This window comes from uncultured Sphingomonas sp., from assembly GCF_946477935.1.
Taxonomy (GTDB): domain Bacteria; phylum Pseudomonadota; class Alphaproteobacteria; order Sphingomonadales; family Sphingomonadaceae; genus Sphingomonas.
In genome coordinates this window covers 1-12,665 of sequence record NZ_CAMLAC010000101.1, presented here as the reverse complement: position 1 = coordinate 12,665, position 12,665 = coordinate 1, and the positions used below count along the sequence as shown (strand labels likewise).

23 protein-coding genes and 1 tRNA gene are annotated in these 12,665 nt (G+C 63.7%); 20 read left to right on the top strand and 4 right to left on the bottom strand.

Annotation, left to right across the window (positions count from 1 at the left end; translation table 11 throughout):
- Positions 1 to 252 (bottom strand): hypothetical protein (locus Q0U08_RS11790; protein ID WP_298091605.1); only part of this gene is annotated, 252 nt, incomplete at its 3' end.
- A gap of 103 nt (positions 253 to 355) precedes the next feature.
- Between Q0U08_RS11790 and Q0U08_RS11785 the strand changes: the two genes are divergently transcribed.
- The 14 genes from Q0U08_RS11785 to Q0U08_RS11720 all read left to right on the top strand — a co-directional run bounded on the left by Q0U08_RS11785 (position 356) and on the right by Q0U08_RS11720 (position 8,051).
- A complete protein-coding gene (locus Q0U08_RS11785) occupies positions 356 to 1,060 on the top strand; it encodes a LexA family transcriptional regulator (RefSeq protein WP_298091604.1) in 705 nt (234 codons plus the stop codon).
- A complete protein-coding gene (locus tag Q0U08_RS11780; protein WP_298091603.1) occupies positions 1,057 to 1,533 on the top strand; it encodes a hypothetical protein in 477 nt (158 codons plus the stop codon). The genes Q0U08_RS11785 and Q0U08_RS11780 overlap by 4 nt, the downstream gene beginning before the upstream one ends.
- Positions 1,534 to 1,615: 82 nt before the next feature.
- Positions 1,616 to 1,894, top strand: a complete 279-nt coding sequence (locus Q0U08_RS11775) for a hypothetical protein (protein ID WP_298091602.1) — start codon at positions 1,616 to 1,618, stop codon at positions 1,892 to 1,894.
- On the top strand, positions 1,894 to 2,568 hold the full coding sequence (locus Q0U08_RS11770) for a hypothetical protein (RefSeq protein ID WP_298091601.1): 675 nt from the start codon (positions 1,894 to 1,896) through the stop codon (positions 2,566 to 2,568). Before Q0U08_RS11775 ends, Q0U08_RS11770 begins: the two co-directional genes overlap by 1 nt.
- Complete coding sequence (locus tag Q0U08_RS11765) at positions 2,568 to 3,026, top strand: hypothetical protein (RefSeq protein WP_298091600.1); 459 nt, start codon at positions 2,568 to 2,570, stop codon at positions 3,024 to 3,026. Before Q0U08_RS11770 ends, Q0U08_RS11765 begins: the two co-directional genes overlap by 1 nt.
- Complete coding sequence (locus Q0U08_RS11760) at positions 3,023 to 3,160, top strand: hypothetical protein (RefSeq protein ID WP_298091599.1); 138 nt, start codon at positions 3,023 to 3,025, stop codon at positions 3,158 to 3,160. Before Q0U08_RS11765 ends, Q0U08_RS11760 begins: the two co-directional genes overlap by 4 nt.
- The gene (locus tag Q0U08_RS11755; protein WP_298091598.1) at positions 3,157 to 3,498 is read left to right on the top strand and encodes a hypothetical protein; all 342 of its coding nucleotides are present in this window, start codon (positions 3,157 to 3,159) and stop codon (positions 3,496 to 3,498) included. The genes Q0U08_RS11760 and Q0U08_RS11755 overlap by 4 nt, the downstream gene beginning before the upstream one ends.
- Positions 3,495 to 4,016 carry a hypothetical protein gene (locus tag Q0U08_RS11750; protein WP_298091597.1) on the top strand — a complete coding sequence of 174 codons (522 nt, stop codon included), beginning with the start codon at positions 3,495 to 3,497 and terminating at the stop codon, positions 4,014 to 4,016. Before Q0U08_RS11755 ends, Q0U08_RS11750 begins: the two co-directional genes overlap by 4 nt.
- Positions 3,974 to 5,839, top strand: coding sequence for a DNA cytosine methyltransferase (locus Q0U08_RS11745; protein ID WP_298091596.1), 1,866 nt, complete (start codon positions 3,974 to 3,976; stop codon positions 5,837 to 5,839). Before Q0U08_RS11750 ends, Q0U08_RS11745 begins: the two co-directional genes overlap by 43 nt.
- On the top strand, positions 5,836 to 6,126 hold the full coding sequence (locus tag Q0U08_RS11740; RefSeq protein ID WP_298091595.1) for a hypothetical protein: 291 nt from the start codon (positions 5,836 to 5,838) through the stop codon (positions 6,124 to 6,126). The genes Q0U08_RS11745 and Q0U08_RS11740 overlap by 4 nt, the downstream gene beginning before the upstream one ends.
- A 17-nt stretch (positions 6,127 to 6,143) precedes the next feature.
- Entirely contained in the window at positions 6,144 to 6,278 is a 135-nt protein-coding gene (locus Q0U08_RS11735; RefSeq protein ID WP_298091594.1) for a hypothetical protein, read from the top strand.
- The gene (locus Q0U08_RS11730) at positions 6,275 to 6,751 is read left to right on the top strand and encodes a hypothetical protein (protein ID WP_298091593.1); all 477 of its coding nucleotides are present in this window, start codon (positions 6,275 to 6,277) and stop codon (positions 6,749 to 6,751) included. The genes Q0U08_RS11735 and Q0U08_RS11730 overlap by 4 nt, the downstream gene beginning before the upstream one ends.
- The gene (locus tag Q0U08_RS11725; RefSeq protein WP_298091592.1) at positions 6,748 to 6,996 is read left to right on the top strand and encodes a hypothetical protein; all 249 of its coding nucleotides are present in this window, start codon (positions 6,748 to 6,750) and stop codon (positions 6,994 to 6,996) included. Before Q0U08_RS11730 ends, Q0U08_RS11725 begins: the two co-directional genes overlap by 4 nt.
- Positions 6,978 to 8,051, top strand: a complete 1,074-nt coding sequence (locus Q0U08_RS11720; RefSeq protein WP_298091591.1) for a tyrosine-type recombinase/integrase — start codon at positions 6,978 to 6,980, stop codon at positions 8,049 to 8,051. Before Q0U08_RS11725 ends, Q0U08_RS11720 begins: the two co-directional genes overlap by 19 nt.
- A 37-nt stretch (positions 8,052 to 8,088) precedes the next feature.
- Here the strand turns inward: Q0U08_RS11720 and Q0U08_RS11715 are convergent, their stop codons facing one another.
- Positions 8,089 to 8,292, bottom strand: coding sequence for a hypothetical protein (locus Q0U08_RS11715; protein WP_298091590.1), 204 nt, complete (start codon positions 8,290 to 8,292; stop codon positions 8,089 to 8,091).
- Between the two features lie 32 nt (positions 8,293 to 8,324).
- The gene (locus tag Q0U08_RS11710) at positions 8,325 to 8,579 is read right to left on the bottom strand and encodes a hypothetical protein (protein WP_298091589.1); all 255 of its coding nucleotides are present in this window, start codon (positions 8,577 to 8,579) and stop codon (positions 8,325 to 8,327) included.
- 22 nt (positions 8,580 to 8,601) lie between these two features.
- On the opposite strand from Q0U08_RS11710, the gene Q0U08_RS11705 reads away from it, so the two are divergent.
- A tRNA-OTHER gene (locus Q0U08_RS11705) sits at positions 8,602 to 8,689 on the top strand.
- 135 nt (positions 8,690 to 8,824) lie between these two features.
- Here Q0U08_RS11705 and Q0U08_RS11700 read toward each other — a convergent pair.
- Positions 8,825 to 9,601: a TIGR02391 family protein gene (locus Q0U08_RS11700; protein WP_298091588.1), complete on the bottom strand. Its 777-nt coding sequence runs from the start codon at positions 9,599 to 9,601 to the stop codon at positions 8,825 to 8,827.
- Between the two features lie 370 nt (positions 9,602 to 9,971).
- Between Q0U08_RS11700 and Q0U08_RS11695 the strand changes: the two genes are divergently transcribed.
- The 5 genes from Q0U08_RS11695 to Q0U08_RS11675 all read left to right on the top strand — a co-directional run bounded on the left by Q0U08_RS11695 (position 9,972) and on the right by Q0U08_RS11675 (position 12,377).
- A complete protein-coding gene (locus Q0U08_RS11695) occupies positions 9,972 to 10,127 on the top strand; it encodes a hypothetical protein (protein ID WP_298091587.1) in 156 nt (51 codons plus the stop codon).
- Between the two features lie 222 nt (positions 10,128 to 10,349).
- Positions 10,350 to 10,889, top strand: coding sequence for a hypothetical protein (locus tag Q0U08_RS11690; RefSeq protein ID WP_367271120.1), 540 nt, complete (start codon positions 10,350 to 10,352; stop codon positions 10,887 to 10,889).
- Between the two features lie 94 nt (positions 10,890 to 10,983).
- Positions 10,984 to 11,268 carry a hypothetical protein gene (locus tag Q0U08_RS11685; RefSeq protein WP_298091585.1) on the top strand — a complete coding sequence of 95 codons (285 nt, stop codon included), beginning with the start codon at positions 10,984 to 10,986 and terminating at the stop codon, positions 11,266 to 11,268.
- A gap of 55 nt (positions 11,269 to 11,323) precedes the next feature.
- On the top strand, positions 11,324 to 12,118 hold the full coding sequence (locus Q0U08_RS11680; RefSeq protein ID WP_298091584.1) for a DNA/RNA non-specific endonuclease: 795 nt from the start codon (positions 11,324 to 11,326) through the stop codon (positions 12,116 to 12,118).
- 4 nt (positions 12,119 to 12,122) lie between these two features.
- Complete coding sequence (locus Q0U08_RS11675; protein WP_298091583.1) at positions 12,123 to 12,377, top strand: hypothetical protein; 255 nt, start codon at positions 12,123 to 12,125, stop codon at positions 12,375 to 12,377.
- Positions 12,378 to 12,665: the final 288 nt, after the last annotated feature.

Below are 12,665 nucleotides of genomic sequence, written 5' to 3'. Positions count from 1 at the left end.
GGAAACGGACGCGTCCGTTTCCAGTGACGACGCAGTGATGGCTGCGGTATCCGACGTGGCATGATCGAACAGGTAGAAATCGTTGGGCGTGACTTTGCCGTCGCTGATCTCGAAGATGTCACGCATGACGTCGCGCGACGGAATGCGGTCGCCCTTGATGTATCGACGGACCGCTTCGGCGGTACAGTTGAGGCGCGAAGCCACCCTGCCGATCTCAAGCTCCGAGACTTTCATCCATTCAAGCAACGTCATCGGGTCCTCCGCAACCAACACCATAATGGTGTCGCGAGCGGGGTTGTGTCAACACCAAAACGGAGGATGGCCCGCATCCACCAAACTGGTGCATGAATTAATCATGGCCATAGGTGATCAGATTGCGCGCCTCCGCGAGGCGCGGGGATGGAAGCGACCGGAACTGGCGCGCCTTATGGGCACGTCGACCCAGCAGATAGAGCGACTGGAGAAGGGCCAGAGGAAGATAAACGAGGATTGGATCGCGCGCGCGGCGGCAGCGCTTGAGGTCGAACCCTCCCTGCTGATGACCGACGACCCCGCGCCGATCATCCCAACGCAGAATGCGCAGCCCTTCAAATACGACGGCCCGTCATTAGAGCGCATGGCAGAGAACCTGCCGATCTATGGGTCAGCCTTGGGGTCGGAAAAGTATATCGATGGGGAGGCAATCGAACAGACGATGCTGAATAGTGGCGACGTCGTCGGCTATCTAAAGCGACCAGTGATCCTTAACGGTAGGACTGACGTCTACGGGTTGTGGGTACAGGGGCATTCGATGGACCCGGTGTTCTGCGCTGGCTCCACGATCATCGCCGAGATGAAACGCCCTCCGCGCATCGGCGATGACGTCGTGGTGTATCTTCGACCTGACGGGCACGATGACGATGGAGAACGCGCACGTGCCGTGCTGGTGAAGCGACTGGTCAAGCGGAGCGCAAGCTTCGTCGAGCTCCAGCAGTATAGCCCCGGGATAACGTTCCGCCTGGATATGGCCGAGATCTTAAGGATCGATCGCATCATGACATTGGGGGACTTGCTGTCGTGAAACTTCCGGCTGCGATCATCATCACGACATTGCTGACCGGGTGCGATCTGCCGCAAACGGAAACTGCGCCCGACAATGCGAGCGTCGGGCGCACTATCTTGGACAAACCGGAGATCAACATCGTCACAGCACGAGGCGAAACGCTGTCCGTCAGCTGCTCTGCGGGTGGCGGATTTGTGTACGTCGATACGAAGCGCGATGCCTCCAAGGTTCCTCCACTACACGGTGTCTATGGAACCTTCACGGTTGATGGCCGGAAGCTGCCCCCGACCGAATTGGGGTGGGGCAGCCAGCCACCAAGCGCATGGACGGCCCATGATCGTAACCCGACGAAACCTTTGGCACTGGCCATAGCTCGCGCCCGCACCGTGACGTTCGAAGCGCCGAGGGAGTTTGACACGGGGCGTCCGATCAGCTGGAGGATCGATCTCGACGCAACTGCTCGCCGCCCGGTTGCAGAGGCTTGCAAATAGCAGCACCAAAACGGTGTTGACATAGGAACACCGTTTTGGTGTTATAGTGCTTATGCGGGCATGACGCCCGCCGGAGCACGCCATGCGCATCCAGCCACATCACCATGACGGCGAAGGCACCAGTGCCTCGCTTCACACCTTCATGACTTCGCTCGGGCACGATGCGCCCCAACCCGTCGCCACCTATCCCCGCCCGGCATCGCTCGACATCGCGTCGACGGTTCAGCGCATGCGCGCACGCGGCATCAAGCCGCCGGTCGATCGCGGCCTGATCCGCGGCATGATGATCGGCACCCCTCTGTCCATCGCCCTGTATGTCGGCATCGGCATGCTGGCCGCGCATGCGGCGGGGCGGTTCTGATGGCCGTCATCGACAGCATCACCGTCGACATCGCGACGATCAACATACCCTTGGTGCAGACGGCGTTCGATCTGATCGCGCGCATGAGCAAGGCCGATCCCGCCGAAGTCGAGTGCATGGGAACAGGTGCGAAGGAGGCCTATCACGAGGCGGGTAGGATCGCCGGCCAGATCCGACAGAACGACGATCGCAAGACGCTTGTTCGCCTCCCTTCTGGTTTCAAGCTGGAGGATGCACGCGAAGCCCTTGGGTGGCCTGGCACCATGCAGGGCCTGGCGTCGTACCTGCTGCACCTCGGCTTCTCGCCCACCTTGCGGACCGAACGCGGATGCGCCCGACGTTATTGGTATCCGACCGGCAGCGCCGCCAAGCAGGCCACTGAAGATTTCTACGCTACGGCCGTGCCCCTCGCGTGCGAGAGCGAAGACGATCGGGCGGCGCGCATGGCGGCCTGTCCATGCCCCTGCCACGAGAACCGCTGCGGGAGCGCCGACATCGCGATGGCGCAATACGCGCTGCACCTGATCGACCGTTGCCCGAGCACCGAAGACGCCGTCGCGATCGACGAGATCGTCCAGCGCGCCGGCGCCGAGTTCGCCATCGCCGCGCTTGCCCGCATCGAGCGGTCCAGATCGGCTTTCGACAACATCACTGACGAGGAGGTGCCGTTCTGATGCCCGCCTTCTACTACAGCACCACGCCCGCTCTCGAAGACGCGGAGATCTGGTACGGCCCGCACGCCACGCGCGACGCCGCGGCGACCGCCGCAGGCCAGCGCTTCCCGGACGTCGGCTTCTGGACGGCCGAGGCCGTGCCGCAGACCAACGCCCTCGACATCTTCGAGCCGGCCATGTTCGAACCGGAAGGCTGCATCGCCGACGTGTTCGAGGACGTGAACGCCGAGTTGCTGGGCGAGGACGGGGAGGGCGGCCCGAACCACTGGGACACGGACGCCGTCGCGGCGCTGGTGAAGCGCCTCAACTACCAGTTCACCGCCTGGGCGCACGAGCATGGGTATCAGCGCGGCTGGTCGCTCGACGTGCGCGCAGAGGAATGGACGCCCGCGCCGAACTGCGCACCGGTCGGGCGCATGCGTCCGGTCCTGTCGCTGGCGATGGGCGGGACGGCATGAAGATCGACACCCGCACCATGCACACTGCCAAGCCGGACCCGGCTGGGGCGGCACGGAGCCGCCTGACGTGGCTGCTGATCGGCATCCTGATCGGCAGCATCCTCGCGCTTTTCGTGGAGAGGCATTTCCAATGACCGACACCACACAGCCCCCGGCCGGACAGGGGTATTACACGGGGAAGCCGCTCTGCGATGGCGCGATGGGCCTTCGCCTGATCCGCCATGACAGCCGGGGCCGCGCGCATTTCTCGGAGCCGGTGTTCTTCACAAGTGGCCGTCTCGCCGTCGCCACCGTCCTAAGCCGCGCGGGCTTGTCCGGTCGCGTCGAGGTGGAGGGCAAGATCGAGAACCACCAGGCGGACGTGCTGACCAGTCGCGACGGCGAGTGGGATCAGACGATCGCGCTGGATGCCCGGTCCTACAAATCGCTCAAGCGCCACTGGATGCGCTGCAAGACGGAGGCAGTGGAATGACCCAGCAAGACACACAGCCCCCGGCCGAGACGCGCGATCGGCTGACCCATGACGAGCAGATGCAGGATGCGCAAAAAGGGTGCGCACCGTGTGCGCTATGTGGCGGTCATGCGATTATCAGTGATGCCGGCAGCGGTGCTGGCTACTTCATCCGGTGCAGCAACAGCCAGATCTTCAAGGCGTCCGAAGGGTGCATGATCGAGCAGCGTAGGCTTGGCGGGTGGGCCTACAACGTCATGGACTGGTGGAACCGTTTGCATACTGCCGCCCTGACCCGCCGCGCTGGTGGCGATGAGGGAGCACAATGCGGCTGGTGTCGCGACTTTCCCGACAGCGACCGGTGTGACTGTGTCGCCCTCGCGCTCCCCGCGCCGGTGGGGGAGGGGGCGTTCACAGTTGAAAATACCGCAGGCGACTTCGTCGCCAGCTTTTCTACTCGTCTGCTGGCCGACTTCTTCGTGAGCGAGGGCAGCGGATGCTATCGCCACCGCAACGCGCATCCGGGGAGCGACGCATGACACACCCCCTAATCATCGACAACTTCGCGGGCGGGGGCGGGGCCTCCACCGGGATCGAGCGGGCGACCGGTCGCGCGATCGACGTGGCGATCAACCACGATCCGGAAGCCGTCGCGATGCACATCGCAAATCATCCGACGACGAAGCATTACTGCCAGTCCATCCTCGCCGTCGATCCGCTCGACGTCACGGGCGGCGCACCGGTCGCGCTCATCTGGTTCTCACCCGACTGCAAGCATCATTCGAAGGCGAAGGGCGGCAAGCCGCGCGAGAAAAACATCCGGGACCTCGCCTGGGTCGTGGTGCACTGGGCGGAACGGCTGCTGAAGGCGACCAAGGATGGCAGCGGCGCGCCGCAGGTCATCATGCTGGAGAACGTCGAGGAGTTCCGCCAGTGGGGCCCGCTCGACGCGGACGGCCTCCCGATAAAGGAACGCCAAGGCGAGGAGTTCGACCTGTGGTGCCGCCGCCTGAAGCGGCTTGGCTACAAGATCTCCTACCGCGAACTGCGTGCGTGTGACTACGGCGCCCCCACCAGCCGTAAGCGCCTTTACCTGATCGCCCGGCGCGACGGCTTGCCCATCGTCTGGCCGGAGCCGACGCACGGCAAGCCGGGATCGCCGGAAGTTGTATCGGGTAAGCGCCTGCCTTGGCGAGCGGCGGCCGAGTGCATCGACTGGTTGATCCGGTGTCCCTCGATCTTCGACCGCAAGCGCCCATTGAAGGACGCGACGCTCCGGCGCATCGCGCACGGAACGATGCGCTACGTCGTCAATGCGGCCGAGCCGTTCATCGTCCCGGTGACGCACAGCAAGAACGACACCCGCGTCCACGCGACCACTGATCCGCTTCGGACGATCACCACCGCCAATGGCGGCGAGTTCGCAGCAGTCGACGTGCACCTTGCGCCTCATGTGACGAAATTCCGCACGGGTTCTGTCGGCAGTGATGCCGTCGCGCCCATGCCGACGGTGACCGCCAACGGCGACAGCGCTCGGCCTGCCGGCGCAACGCCGCTGGGCATCGCCGCTGCAACCCTGATGACGATGGGCTATGGAGAACGCCGCGGTCAGCAGCCGCGCGTGCCGCATGTCGACGTGCCAGCGCGGACGATCACCGCAGGCGGCGGAAAGCACGGGCTGGTCACGGCGTTTCTGTCGCACTTCTACACCTCGAACACGAACGGGGGGCAGGGCGACCCACTGCACCCTGCCAAGGCGATCACGGCCGAGGGCCAGCATCACGCCGTGGTCTGCGCGCACGTTGAGCAGGCTAATACCGGTGGGATGCTTGGGCGCCGGGCCGACCAGCCGCTGACCACCATCACGACGACGGGCGCGCAGCAACGCCTGGTGCAGACGACGATGATCGAAGCCGATGCCCTGCCACCGGGGCAGATGGGCCGTGCAGTTGAGGTCGCCGCGTTTCTCGTGAAGTACTATGGCAACGAGGTCGATGGACACGGGTTGGCCGCACCGATCGGGACCGTCACCACGAAGGACCGCTTCGCCGTTGTCACGGTGACGATCGACGCCGTCACCTATGTCATCGTGGACATCGGCATGCGGATGCTGACGCGCCGCGAACTGGCGAACGCCCAAGGCTTCCCCTCCGACTATGAGCTGGCACCGCTCTGCGACGTCGCCCGCCAGAAGGACGGGACATGGCGAAAGCTGAAGGATCCGCGCCCGCTGTCGATCAGCTCGTCGATCCGGATGATCGGCAACAGCGTCTGCCCGGATATGTCGGAGACGCTTGTGAAAGCGAACCTACCGGAACTCTGCTGCAACAGCCCCGCCCGTGATGAAGGGATCGCAGCATGAACCGGGAGGAACACCTTCTCACGTGTTTGGCCGAAGAATGCGCAGAGGTCAGCCAGCGCGTGTCGAAAGCTCTACGCTTCGGGCTAGCTGAGGTTCAACCCGGTCAGCCCCTCAGCAATGCAGACCGCATACTTGAAGAGCTTAGAGACCTGTTTGCCGTGGCGAACATCCTTGCCAGCGAGGGTGTCATCGGATGGTGTCTGCCCGATCGCATGGAAGTTCATGCCAAACTCGACAAGATCGAGAAGTTTATGGCGATCAGTCGCGATCAGGGCGTGCTCTTGTGAGCCCGCAGGACGCCGCCATGCAGATCGCGGGCTGGGCAGCGCAGCGGGCGGCCGAAGCCGTCGTGTCGCGTGCCACCAGCCGCATCGGCCGGATCGCCAAGCGCCGCGTCGCAGGCGTCACGCAATCCATCCGCCGGGACCGGGCCCGATGAACCGCCCGCCCATCAACTTCGCGGGGAATCGGCCGTTGCCGCGTCGGCGCGGCGACTGGGCGGGCATCGGCCGCATGGCGGCGCAGCTGCTCGATCAGCGCGAGAAGGGATACCCCGCCGCGATCGAGGCCAAAAAACTGACGCCGGCCGATGCCGAGCGCGGCCTGCGCGTCATGCGCGCGATCGTGGCACTCTGGCGGATGGCGCTGGAACCGCGCGACCTCCCGCAGCCGGCAGACTACCGCGACGCTTTCGGAGCGACGTGGGAGGAGATGCGCGACGACGCGATGCGGGTCGCTGGCGGCGCGTGGCAGCGTGCGCGTCGCGATCCGGACGATGCCGACCTCGCGGTACAGGCGGAGCTCGCCGAGGCGCTGGCGTGGCAGCACCGCGACGTATGTGGCAGCGCCGGCCCGCACGTATGGCTGGCGCACGACTATGAGCAGTGGGAGAGAAGGAGGGCGACTTCGTGAAGACGGAGGTCCTTCAGCGCCTGCCGGACTGGCCGGCGCGCATGACGGCCGACATCGCGGCCGTCTACATGTCCGTATCGAAATCCACGTTTCTGACGCGCTTCGGCGAGGTCGGGGTTCGCGAGGGCTCGAACGTGTTCTGGGCACGGGCCCAGCTCGATCGGATCATTGCCAAGCAGTTCAGCATCAAGCAGCCTCGCGCGCAGGCGCGTGACGAGGACAGCACATGGGACGACTTTCGTTGAAGAACGTTACCGAGCGCCCGCACGGATCAGGCAATCTCTACTTCCGCCGCAAGGTCGCGGGGAAGGACACCTACATCCGGCTGCCCGACGCCGATCATCCCGACTTCCATGCGGAATATCGGCGACTGTCCGCGCCCGACTCGAAGCGCAAGGGGCCGGCGACCGGCAGCATCGGGGCGTTGGTGGCACTCTATCGGGCCAATCCCGAATACAAGTCGCTGGAGTTGAGCACGCGGATCAACCAGGCGCGCTACCTCGATCTGATCGATCAACAGATCGGCGAGCGTTCCGTGAGGGGCATCCGACCGACGCACATCTACACCATCCGGGATCGGATGGCGGAGACGCCCGGCAAGGCCAACGCATGGGTCAGCGTCCTGCGCTCCCTGCTGGCCTACGCCACGCGCTTGGACATGAGGGGGGACAATCCGGCGTCGGGGATCAAGCGGCTGGAGCTCGGCGAATACGAACCGTGGCCGGCCGACCTTCTGGCCGTCGCGCTGGAGAAGGCTACACCCATGACGCGCCTCGCGATCGTCACCGGACTATGCTCCGGGCAGCGGGTCAGCGACTGCATCCGCATGCAGTACGGCTGGATCGATGGCGGCATCATGGAGCTGACGCAGAAGAAGACGAACAAGATCGTCGCCATCCCGATGCATGGTTTCTGGACGGGTGAACTGAAGAAGCTGCCGCGCAAGGCGACGACGCTGCTCTACGAGCGGAGCGGGGCACCGTTCAAGACGACCGGCGCGGTCCAGAAACGGTTCCGCGACCTGATGGCGGACAAAGACGTTCGGGAGGTGCATGCGGATCTGGTCGCCCGCGAGCTGATCGATGCCGACGCCACCTTTTCCTTTCACGGCCTGCGCAAGAACGCGTGCTGTTACCTGCTGGAACTGGGACTCAGCGATACCGAGACGGGATCGATCCTCGGCATGTCGAGCGAGATGGTCCGCCACTACGGCAAGCGGGCGAGGGCCCTCATGATCGCACGGAACGCTGCCGAACGCGTGACCGCCGGCAGGATCGTGCCGATCGCGCGCGCCAAGTAGACGGCGCCCGCAACCATCGTACCACCGGCGCCGCGCTCTACCGCTTCGGGACCCACGGGTCGCGGGCGCCCAGCAGTCGCTCGTCGACGTCGAAGATGATCGCTAGTATGCGCCGCTCGGCTTCGGGCAGGCGCTGCGGCGTCCCCCGCGCGATATATTGCTGGAGGTAGGCGGCGTTCCGGCCGACTTTTCGGGACAGGTCCGCCAAGCTGTGGCCGCCATCGCAGGCGAACCGGCTCACGTTCTCTCGCGCTGCCTCGTCTGTGACGCACGTCACGGCTTCAGTTCGAGGCCGTGACGCGCAATCGACGTGATGCTTTCCAGGACTTCGATGATGACGCCGAGGTCGCCGGCCGTCAGTCGGCTGCTCTCGTCGATCAGGTCACCTTCGTTCCACGAGGCGCGGAAATCGCGAAGATGCGCGAGGGCCATGGAGACCCGTTCTACTGCGGCCGATTCGTCCATGTCCACGAGGGTATCCCCCGAGCGGCGGAAGGCAATAGGATTGCCCCCGCCCTCGTAAGCCATTGATATTCAATACATCAGTTTCATTGCCCAATCGGGCAAACCGCATTGAAAACAAACGGAATTTCGTGTCCACGGCGAAAACACGAGTTCGATTCTCGTAGGGGTCACCAGGGTTTTCCGGGCTTTTTGGGCCCGATGTACCGGTCAGCGTTGGGTTTTCGGTAATAGCTCGGTTCTAAACACGCCGGGACGGCCTGATCTTTGCTGAGACAAGCAGAGACGATTCGACCGCGATGGGTGTGGCGTTACTTCCCATCCTTTGCCGACGCTAATGCCGCTAGTCGATTATCGGGCCATCGCCGATCACGCTGCTCGATCACCCGCAGCAGGTGGCTTGCCAAGACGAGAAGCTCACCCGCCTCGGCAACGTCTTCCCGGCCGACATGACGATGGCTGTTCGGGTTTTTGTAAGACCCGATGGCTCCCGCAAACAGCGCACTGGTAGCCTCGCGTTCGCCATCGTCAACGCTTCGATCGGTCAGCGGCCCGGTGTCTTTGTGGAAAGCTCGACGTACCATGGGAACACCATGGTCATGCTGCTTAAAACCGGCAGCGTCACGAACCGCGATCTCCACCTCCCGGAATGCTTCGAATATCGCTGTGTCGAACCTTCCGCGGCTGAAACTCGGCCACGCTTCTTTTTCAATGCGAGGGTGCAGCAGCGATCGAGGAAAGGAGCTGGCACCGCGATACACGTCGAATGCTGCTGGTGTAGCGATCCTCTGCGCGCGACGGCTCAGCACTTGCCAGTGAGGGTCGGTTGGTTTCGTGATCAACAGGCACTCGCGCTCAAGCCAAGCCCATGCTTCCGCAATGACGGTTGGAATTTGGCTTGCATAAGGCGGCTGGTACGGCGGCGGCGTCCCGTGCGTTAGGGACAGCATGATATTATGACGGCTGAATTGCTTATGTCCGCTCATCTTGAAGGCCTGAAGCAGTAAGCCTGCCAATTCCTCGGGCTCGAGCGCCAGAAGTGCCTCTGGATCTGGGATTAGTTCGCGCAGATGATAGATTGGCTCCATCGGGCCAGCTTAGCGTTATCCGGGAGTAGGTCCATCTCACGATGACAATCTGCTCTATGGGTGAGCGGCATCTGTGCACTCGACGGGTAGTGCTGAGCAGCAATTCGCCCGATGGGGGGGAAGACAGGTCAATCTTCATGGGTCACAATAGGCATGAAGGAGACGAGCGATGGGTTATGTTTTTGGTGCGTTGATCGGCGGCGGTTCAGCGGCGCTGGCAATTGGGCTCGCGTTGATAGCGCGGAAAATCCCGCTATTCTGACGCACGGTAACATGAGAGGGGCGGCCAAAAAGGCCGCGCTTCTTCTGTTGTGGTCAAAATCGTGACGTTGGGCGAGGCATTTACCATCTGCTCAGCGGAGGATCGCCGATGCAGAACCGTGAGCGGGAGCAAGGACAGTTAACGGGGTGGCGACGTTGGCTGTTCGAAGCCGAGGTGGCGATCATCGGCACGATCATGATTGCAGGAGCAATTACGGCGCTATGGTCAGCTGGCACGGGCGTGGCGGAAATGCTTACGCGTTGAGAATAGAAGGTTAATTGTAAATATCTGCGCTTTTGCTGCATTGATAATTTAATCTTCGCCTGTGATGTATTCCCGCACGGCTCCAGGGAGGAGTCGTTCTGGGGGAATACCATCATGCACTCGCGTCTTTTCGCGTGCGCGCTTTTGCTCGCGCCGGCCACTGTATCTGCTCAAGCCGTTACCCCGTCTGCGCCGATCGCCGCACCAGCGTTGGACGTGGCTATGCTGCGCACCGGCACCGAGGTGGTGCTGAAGCTATCCGAAGAACTGACCACCAAGGGCAAGAAGCTGCGGGTCGGCCAGCGCTTCCACATGGAAACCGCAGAGCCCGTCATCGTACAGGGTATGACGGTGATCCCAGTGGGTAGCCCCGCGGTTGGTGAGATCACCGACGTCCGCAACAAGGGCATGTGGGGCAAGTCTGGCCATCTCGGCGCCCGCGTCCTCTACGTCACGGTCAACGGCCGCCAGATGCGTCTCAGCGGGGCCTTCGACGATAAGGGCGTGACCGGCACAGCAGGCGTCGTTGGCGCATTGGTGGTCGTGCCCGTCGCGGGCTTCTTCATGACTGGCACCAGTGCGCGTGTGCCGCTCGGCACACAGGTAAAGGGCTTCCTCGACGAGGATGTGCCGCTCGCCATGGCGGCTGCTGGTCCCGCTCCGCTGGCCGTTGGTGCGCCGGCTGCCCCCGTACTGGGTTCGGCTCCTGTGGCTCAGCCCGCGGTCCTTCAGACCGTCTCGGCTTCCACGACGGTGAAGTGACGCCCCACGTGCCGCCCTCAGCGGGCGGCACGTCTCTGCCACAATAACGATCCTGCCGCCCGGCGCGTCTACCGGGCGGCAGCCGGAGACGATCATGCCTCGCCCATTCCTCGTTGCGCTTGCCCTGCTGTCTTGTGGCGCGCTCTCCGGCTCCATCGATGCCAAGGCGCGGCTATCGGACGCACAGGTCAAGCAGCGTGTCATCGACGAGTCGATCGACAGCTATCCGGGCAATTGTCCCTGCCCGTACAACTCGGCGCGCAACGGCTCGCGGTGCGGCCGTCGAAGCGCCTACAATCGGGCGGGTGGCTACGCGCCTATGTGCTACGCCAGCGACATTTCCGCCGCAGATGTGAAAGCGTGGCGGGCCAGCCATTGAGCGTTCAGCCGGGAAGGGCCACTCGCGCGGCCCTTGTCGCCTTGGAGAGACTTTCTTGAAGATCACCACCTGCGTCGCCCTGGTTCTGGCGGCGTCGACCGGTTGCGCGTTGTTCAGCCCGGTCGGGGCAGCCACGCGCTGTCCGCAGCATTTCGCGAACGGCGCCGAGCCTAAGCTGATCAACCCGAAGTTGGCAGTGTCGGCCACCGAGCTATGCAACAGCCGCTTCGCAACGCTCAGTTCCGGCGTCACCCGCACCCCGCTATTCGCGGCTGAACATCTGACCCGCGCGTCGGTGGCCGCGGCACGTGAATATGACCAGCGCGATAACCGCTTCCATGCCGATACCCGCCTGGGCACAGCCGATCGGGCACGGCTCGACGATTACGCGGGCTCCGGCTTTGATCGCGGCCATATGGCCCCGTCGGGAGACATGACGGATGCAACGTCCGACTATGAGAGCTTCAGCCTTGCCAACATGGTGCCTCAAGCCGGCGGGCTGAACCGCAACAGTTGGGCGGATCTGGAAAATTACGTCCGCCGCCTGACCACCACGCTGGGCGACACCTATGTGGTGACCGGACCGCTCTATGAGGGCTCAAGGCTGAAGACGCTCAATGGTCGGGTGCTGGTGCCGACATCGACTTGGAAGGCGTTGTACGCGCCCGGCCAAGGTGCAGGCGCCTGGATCGCCACCAACACCGCAGCTCCGCGGTGGCAGGTCGTGTCCATCGCCGAGCTGACCCGCAGGACCGGTATCGATCCATTCCCGCGTCTTGCCGCTGCAACCAAGGCCAAGGTCCCGGCATTCCCCAATTTCGGGCGCGAGGGCGCCAAGCGCGACAGGTGATAAGATGACCATGAAGCCGTTTGCAGATGACAGCGCCTCCACCTCGATCGGTGAGCTGGCGGCGGAGAACGGTAGCCAGGCCGTCATGCTTTCCGGTTCGCTGGAGATCACGCGTGACAAGGTCGGACTTGAGCGGGCGAAGGCGCTCCGGGCGCTTGCCGACGCGCTGTGTCAGGAACTTGAGGCAGGTGATCTGCCGGACAAAGTCGAGCAATCGCCCGATGCTCAGGCGGACACCGTAGCCAATCCGTTTGCCTGATAGGCTATGAGCGATAAGTGACCATGCCGCCGCGTCGGTGCCGGTTACGTGGCCGGTCGGCCTGCCATGATCGGGATCGATGCACGACCAACGCGACGAGTTGCCCCCTCATCAAGTGCGCCACCGACCTGCTCGGTATGACGCGTGTCGTACAGGCGGCGCAGGATCAGCGCGAGGTCGCGCGCGGCGCCAATGTGCCATTTCAGGAGGCAAAGCCCCTTCGCGCCACGTAGCGTGCCTTATTTCGGGTGGCGAACGCCATAGTTTGGCAATACCTTGCCTTTAGGA

Excerpts from the sequence above, each read along its gene's own strand:
- Q0U08_RS11770 (WP_298091601.1), top strand. The coding sequence starts at position 1,894 with ATGGCCGTCATCGACAGCATCACCGTCGACATCGCGACGATCAACATA.
- Q0U08_RS11755 (WP_298091598.1), top strand. The coding sequence starts at position 3,157 with ATGACCGACACCACACAGCCCCCGGCCGGACAGGGGTATTACACGGGG.
- Q0U08_RS11675 (WP_298091583.1), top strand. The coding sequence starts at position 12,123 with ATGACCATGAAGCCGTTTGCAGATGACAGCGCCTCCACCTCGATCGGT.
- Q0U08_RS11760 (WP_298091599.1), top strand. The coding sequence starts at position 3,023 with ATGAAGATCGACACCCGCACCATGCACACTGCCAAGCCGGACCCGGCT.
- Q0U08_RS11785 (WP_298091604.1), top strand. The coding sequence starts at position 356 with ATGGCCATAGGTGATCAGATTGCGCGCCTCCGCGAGGCGCGGGGATGG.
- Q0U08_RS11775 (WP_298091602.1), top strand. The coding sequence starts at position 1,616 with ATGCGCATCCAGCCACATCACCATGACGGCGAAGGCACCAGTGCCTCG.
- Q0U08_RS11700 (WP_298091588.1), bottom strand. The coding sequence starts at position 9,601 with ATGGAGCCAATCTATCATCTGCGCGAACTAATCCCAGATCCAGAGGCA.
- Q0U08_RS11740 (WP_298091595.1), top strand. The coding sequence starts at position 5,836 with ATGAACCGGGAGGAACACCTTCTCACGTGTTTGGCCGAAGAATGCGCA.
- Q0U08_RS11730 (WP_298091593.1), top strand. The coding sequence starts at position 6,275 with ATGAACCGCCCGCCCATCAACTTCGCGGGGAATCGGCCGTTGCCGCGT.
- Q0U08_RS11765 (WP_298091600.1), top strand. The coding sequence starts at position 2,568 with ATGCCCGCCTTCTACTACAGCACCACGCCCGCTCTCGAAGACGCGGAG.
- Q0U08_RS11690 (WP_367271120.1), top strand. The coding sequence starts at position 10,350 with ATGCTGCGCACCGGCACCGAGGTGGTGCTGAAGCTATCCGAAGAACTG.
- Q0U08_RS11685 (WP_298091585.1), top strand. The coding sequence starts at position 10,984 with ATGCCTCGCCCATTCCTCGTTGCGCTTGCCCTGCTGTCTTGTGGCGCG.
- Q0U08_RS11720 (WP_298091591.1), top strand. The coding sequence starts at position 6,978 with ATGGGACGACTTTCGTTGAAGAACGTTACCGAGCGCCCGCACGGATCA.
- Q0U08_RS11710 (WP_298091589.1), bottom strand. The coding sequence starts at position 8,579 with ATGGCTTACGAGGGCGGGGGCAATCCTATTGCCTTCCGCCGCTCGGGG.
- Q0U08_RS11695 (WP_298091587.1), top strand. The coding sequence starts at position 9,972 with ATGCAGAACCGTGAGCGGGAGCAAGGACAGTTAACGGGGTGGCGACGT.
- Q0U08_RS11735 (WP_298091594.1), top strand. The coding sequence starts at position 6,144 with ATGCAGATCGCGGGCTGGGCAGCGCAGCGGGCGGCCGAAGCCGTCGTG.
- Q0U08_RS11745 (WP_298091596.1), top strand. The coding sequence starts at position 3,974 with ATGCTATCGCCACCGCAACGCGCATCCGGGGAGCGACGCATGACACAC.
- Q0U08_RS11750 (WP_298091597.1), top strand. The coding sequence starts at position 3,495 with ATGACCCAGCAAGACACACAGCCCCCGGCCGAGACGCGCGATCGGCTG.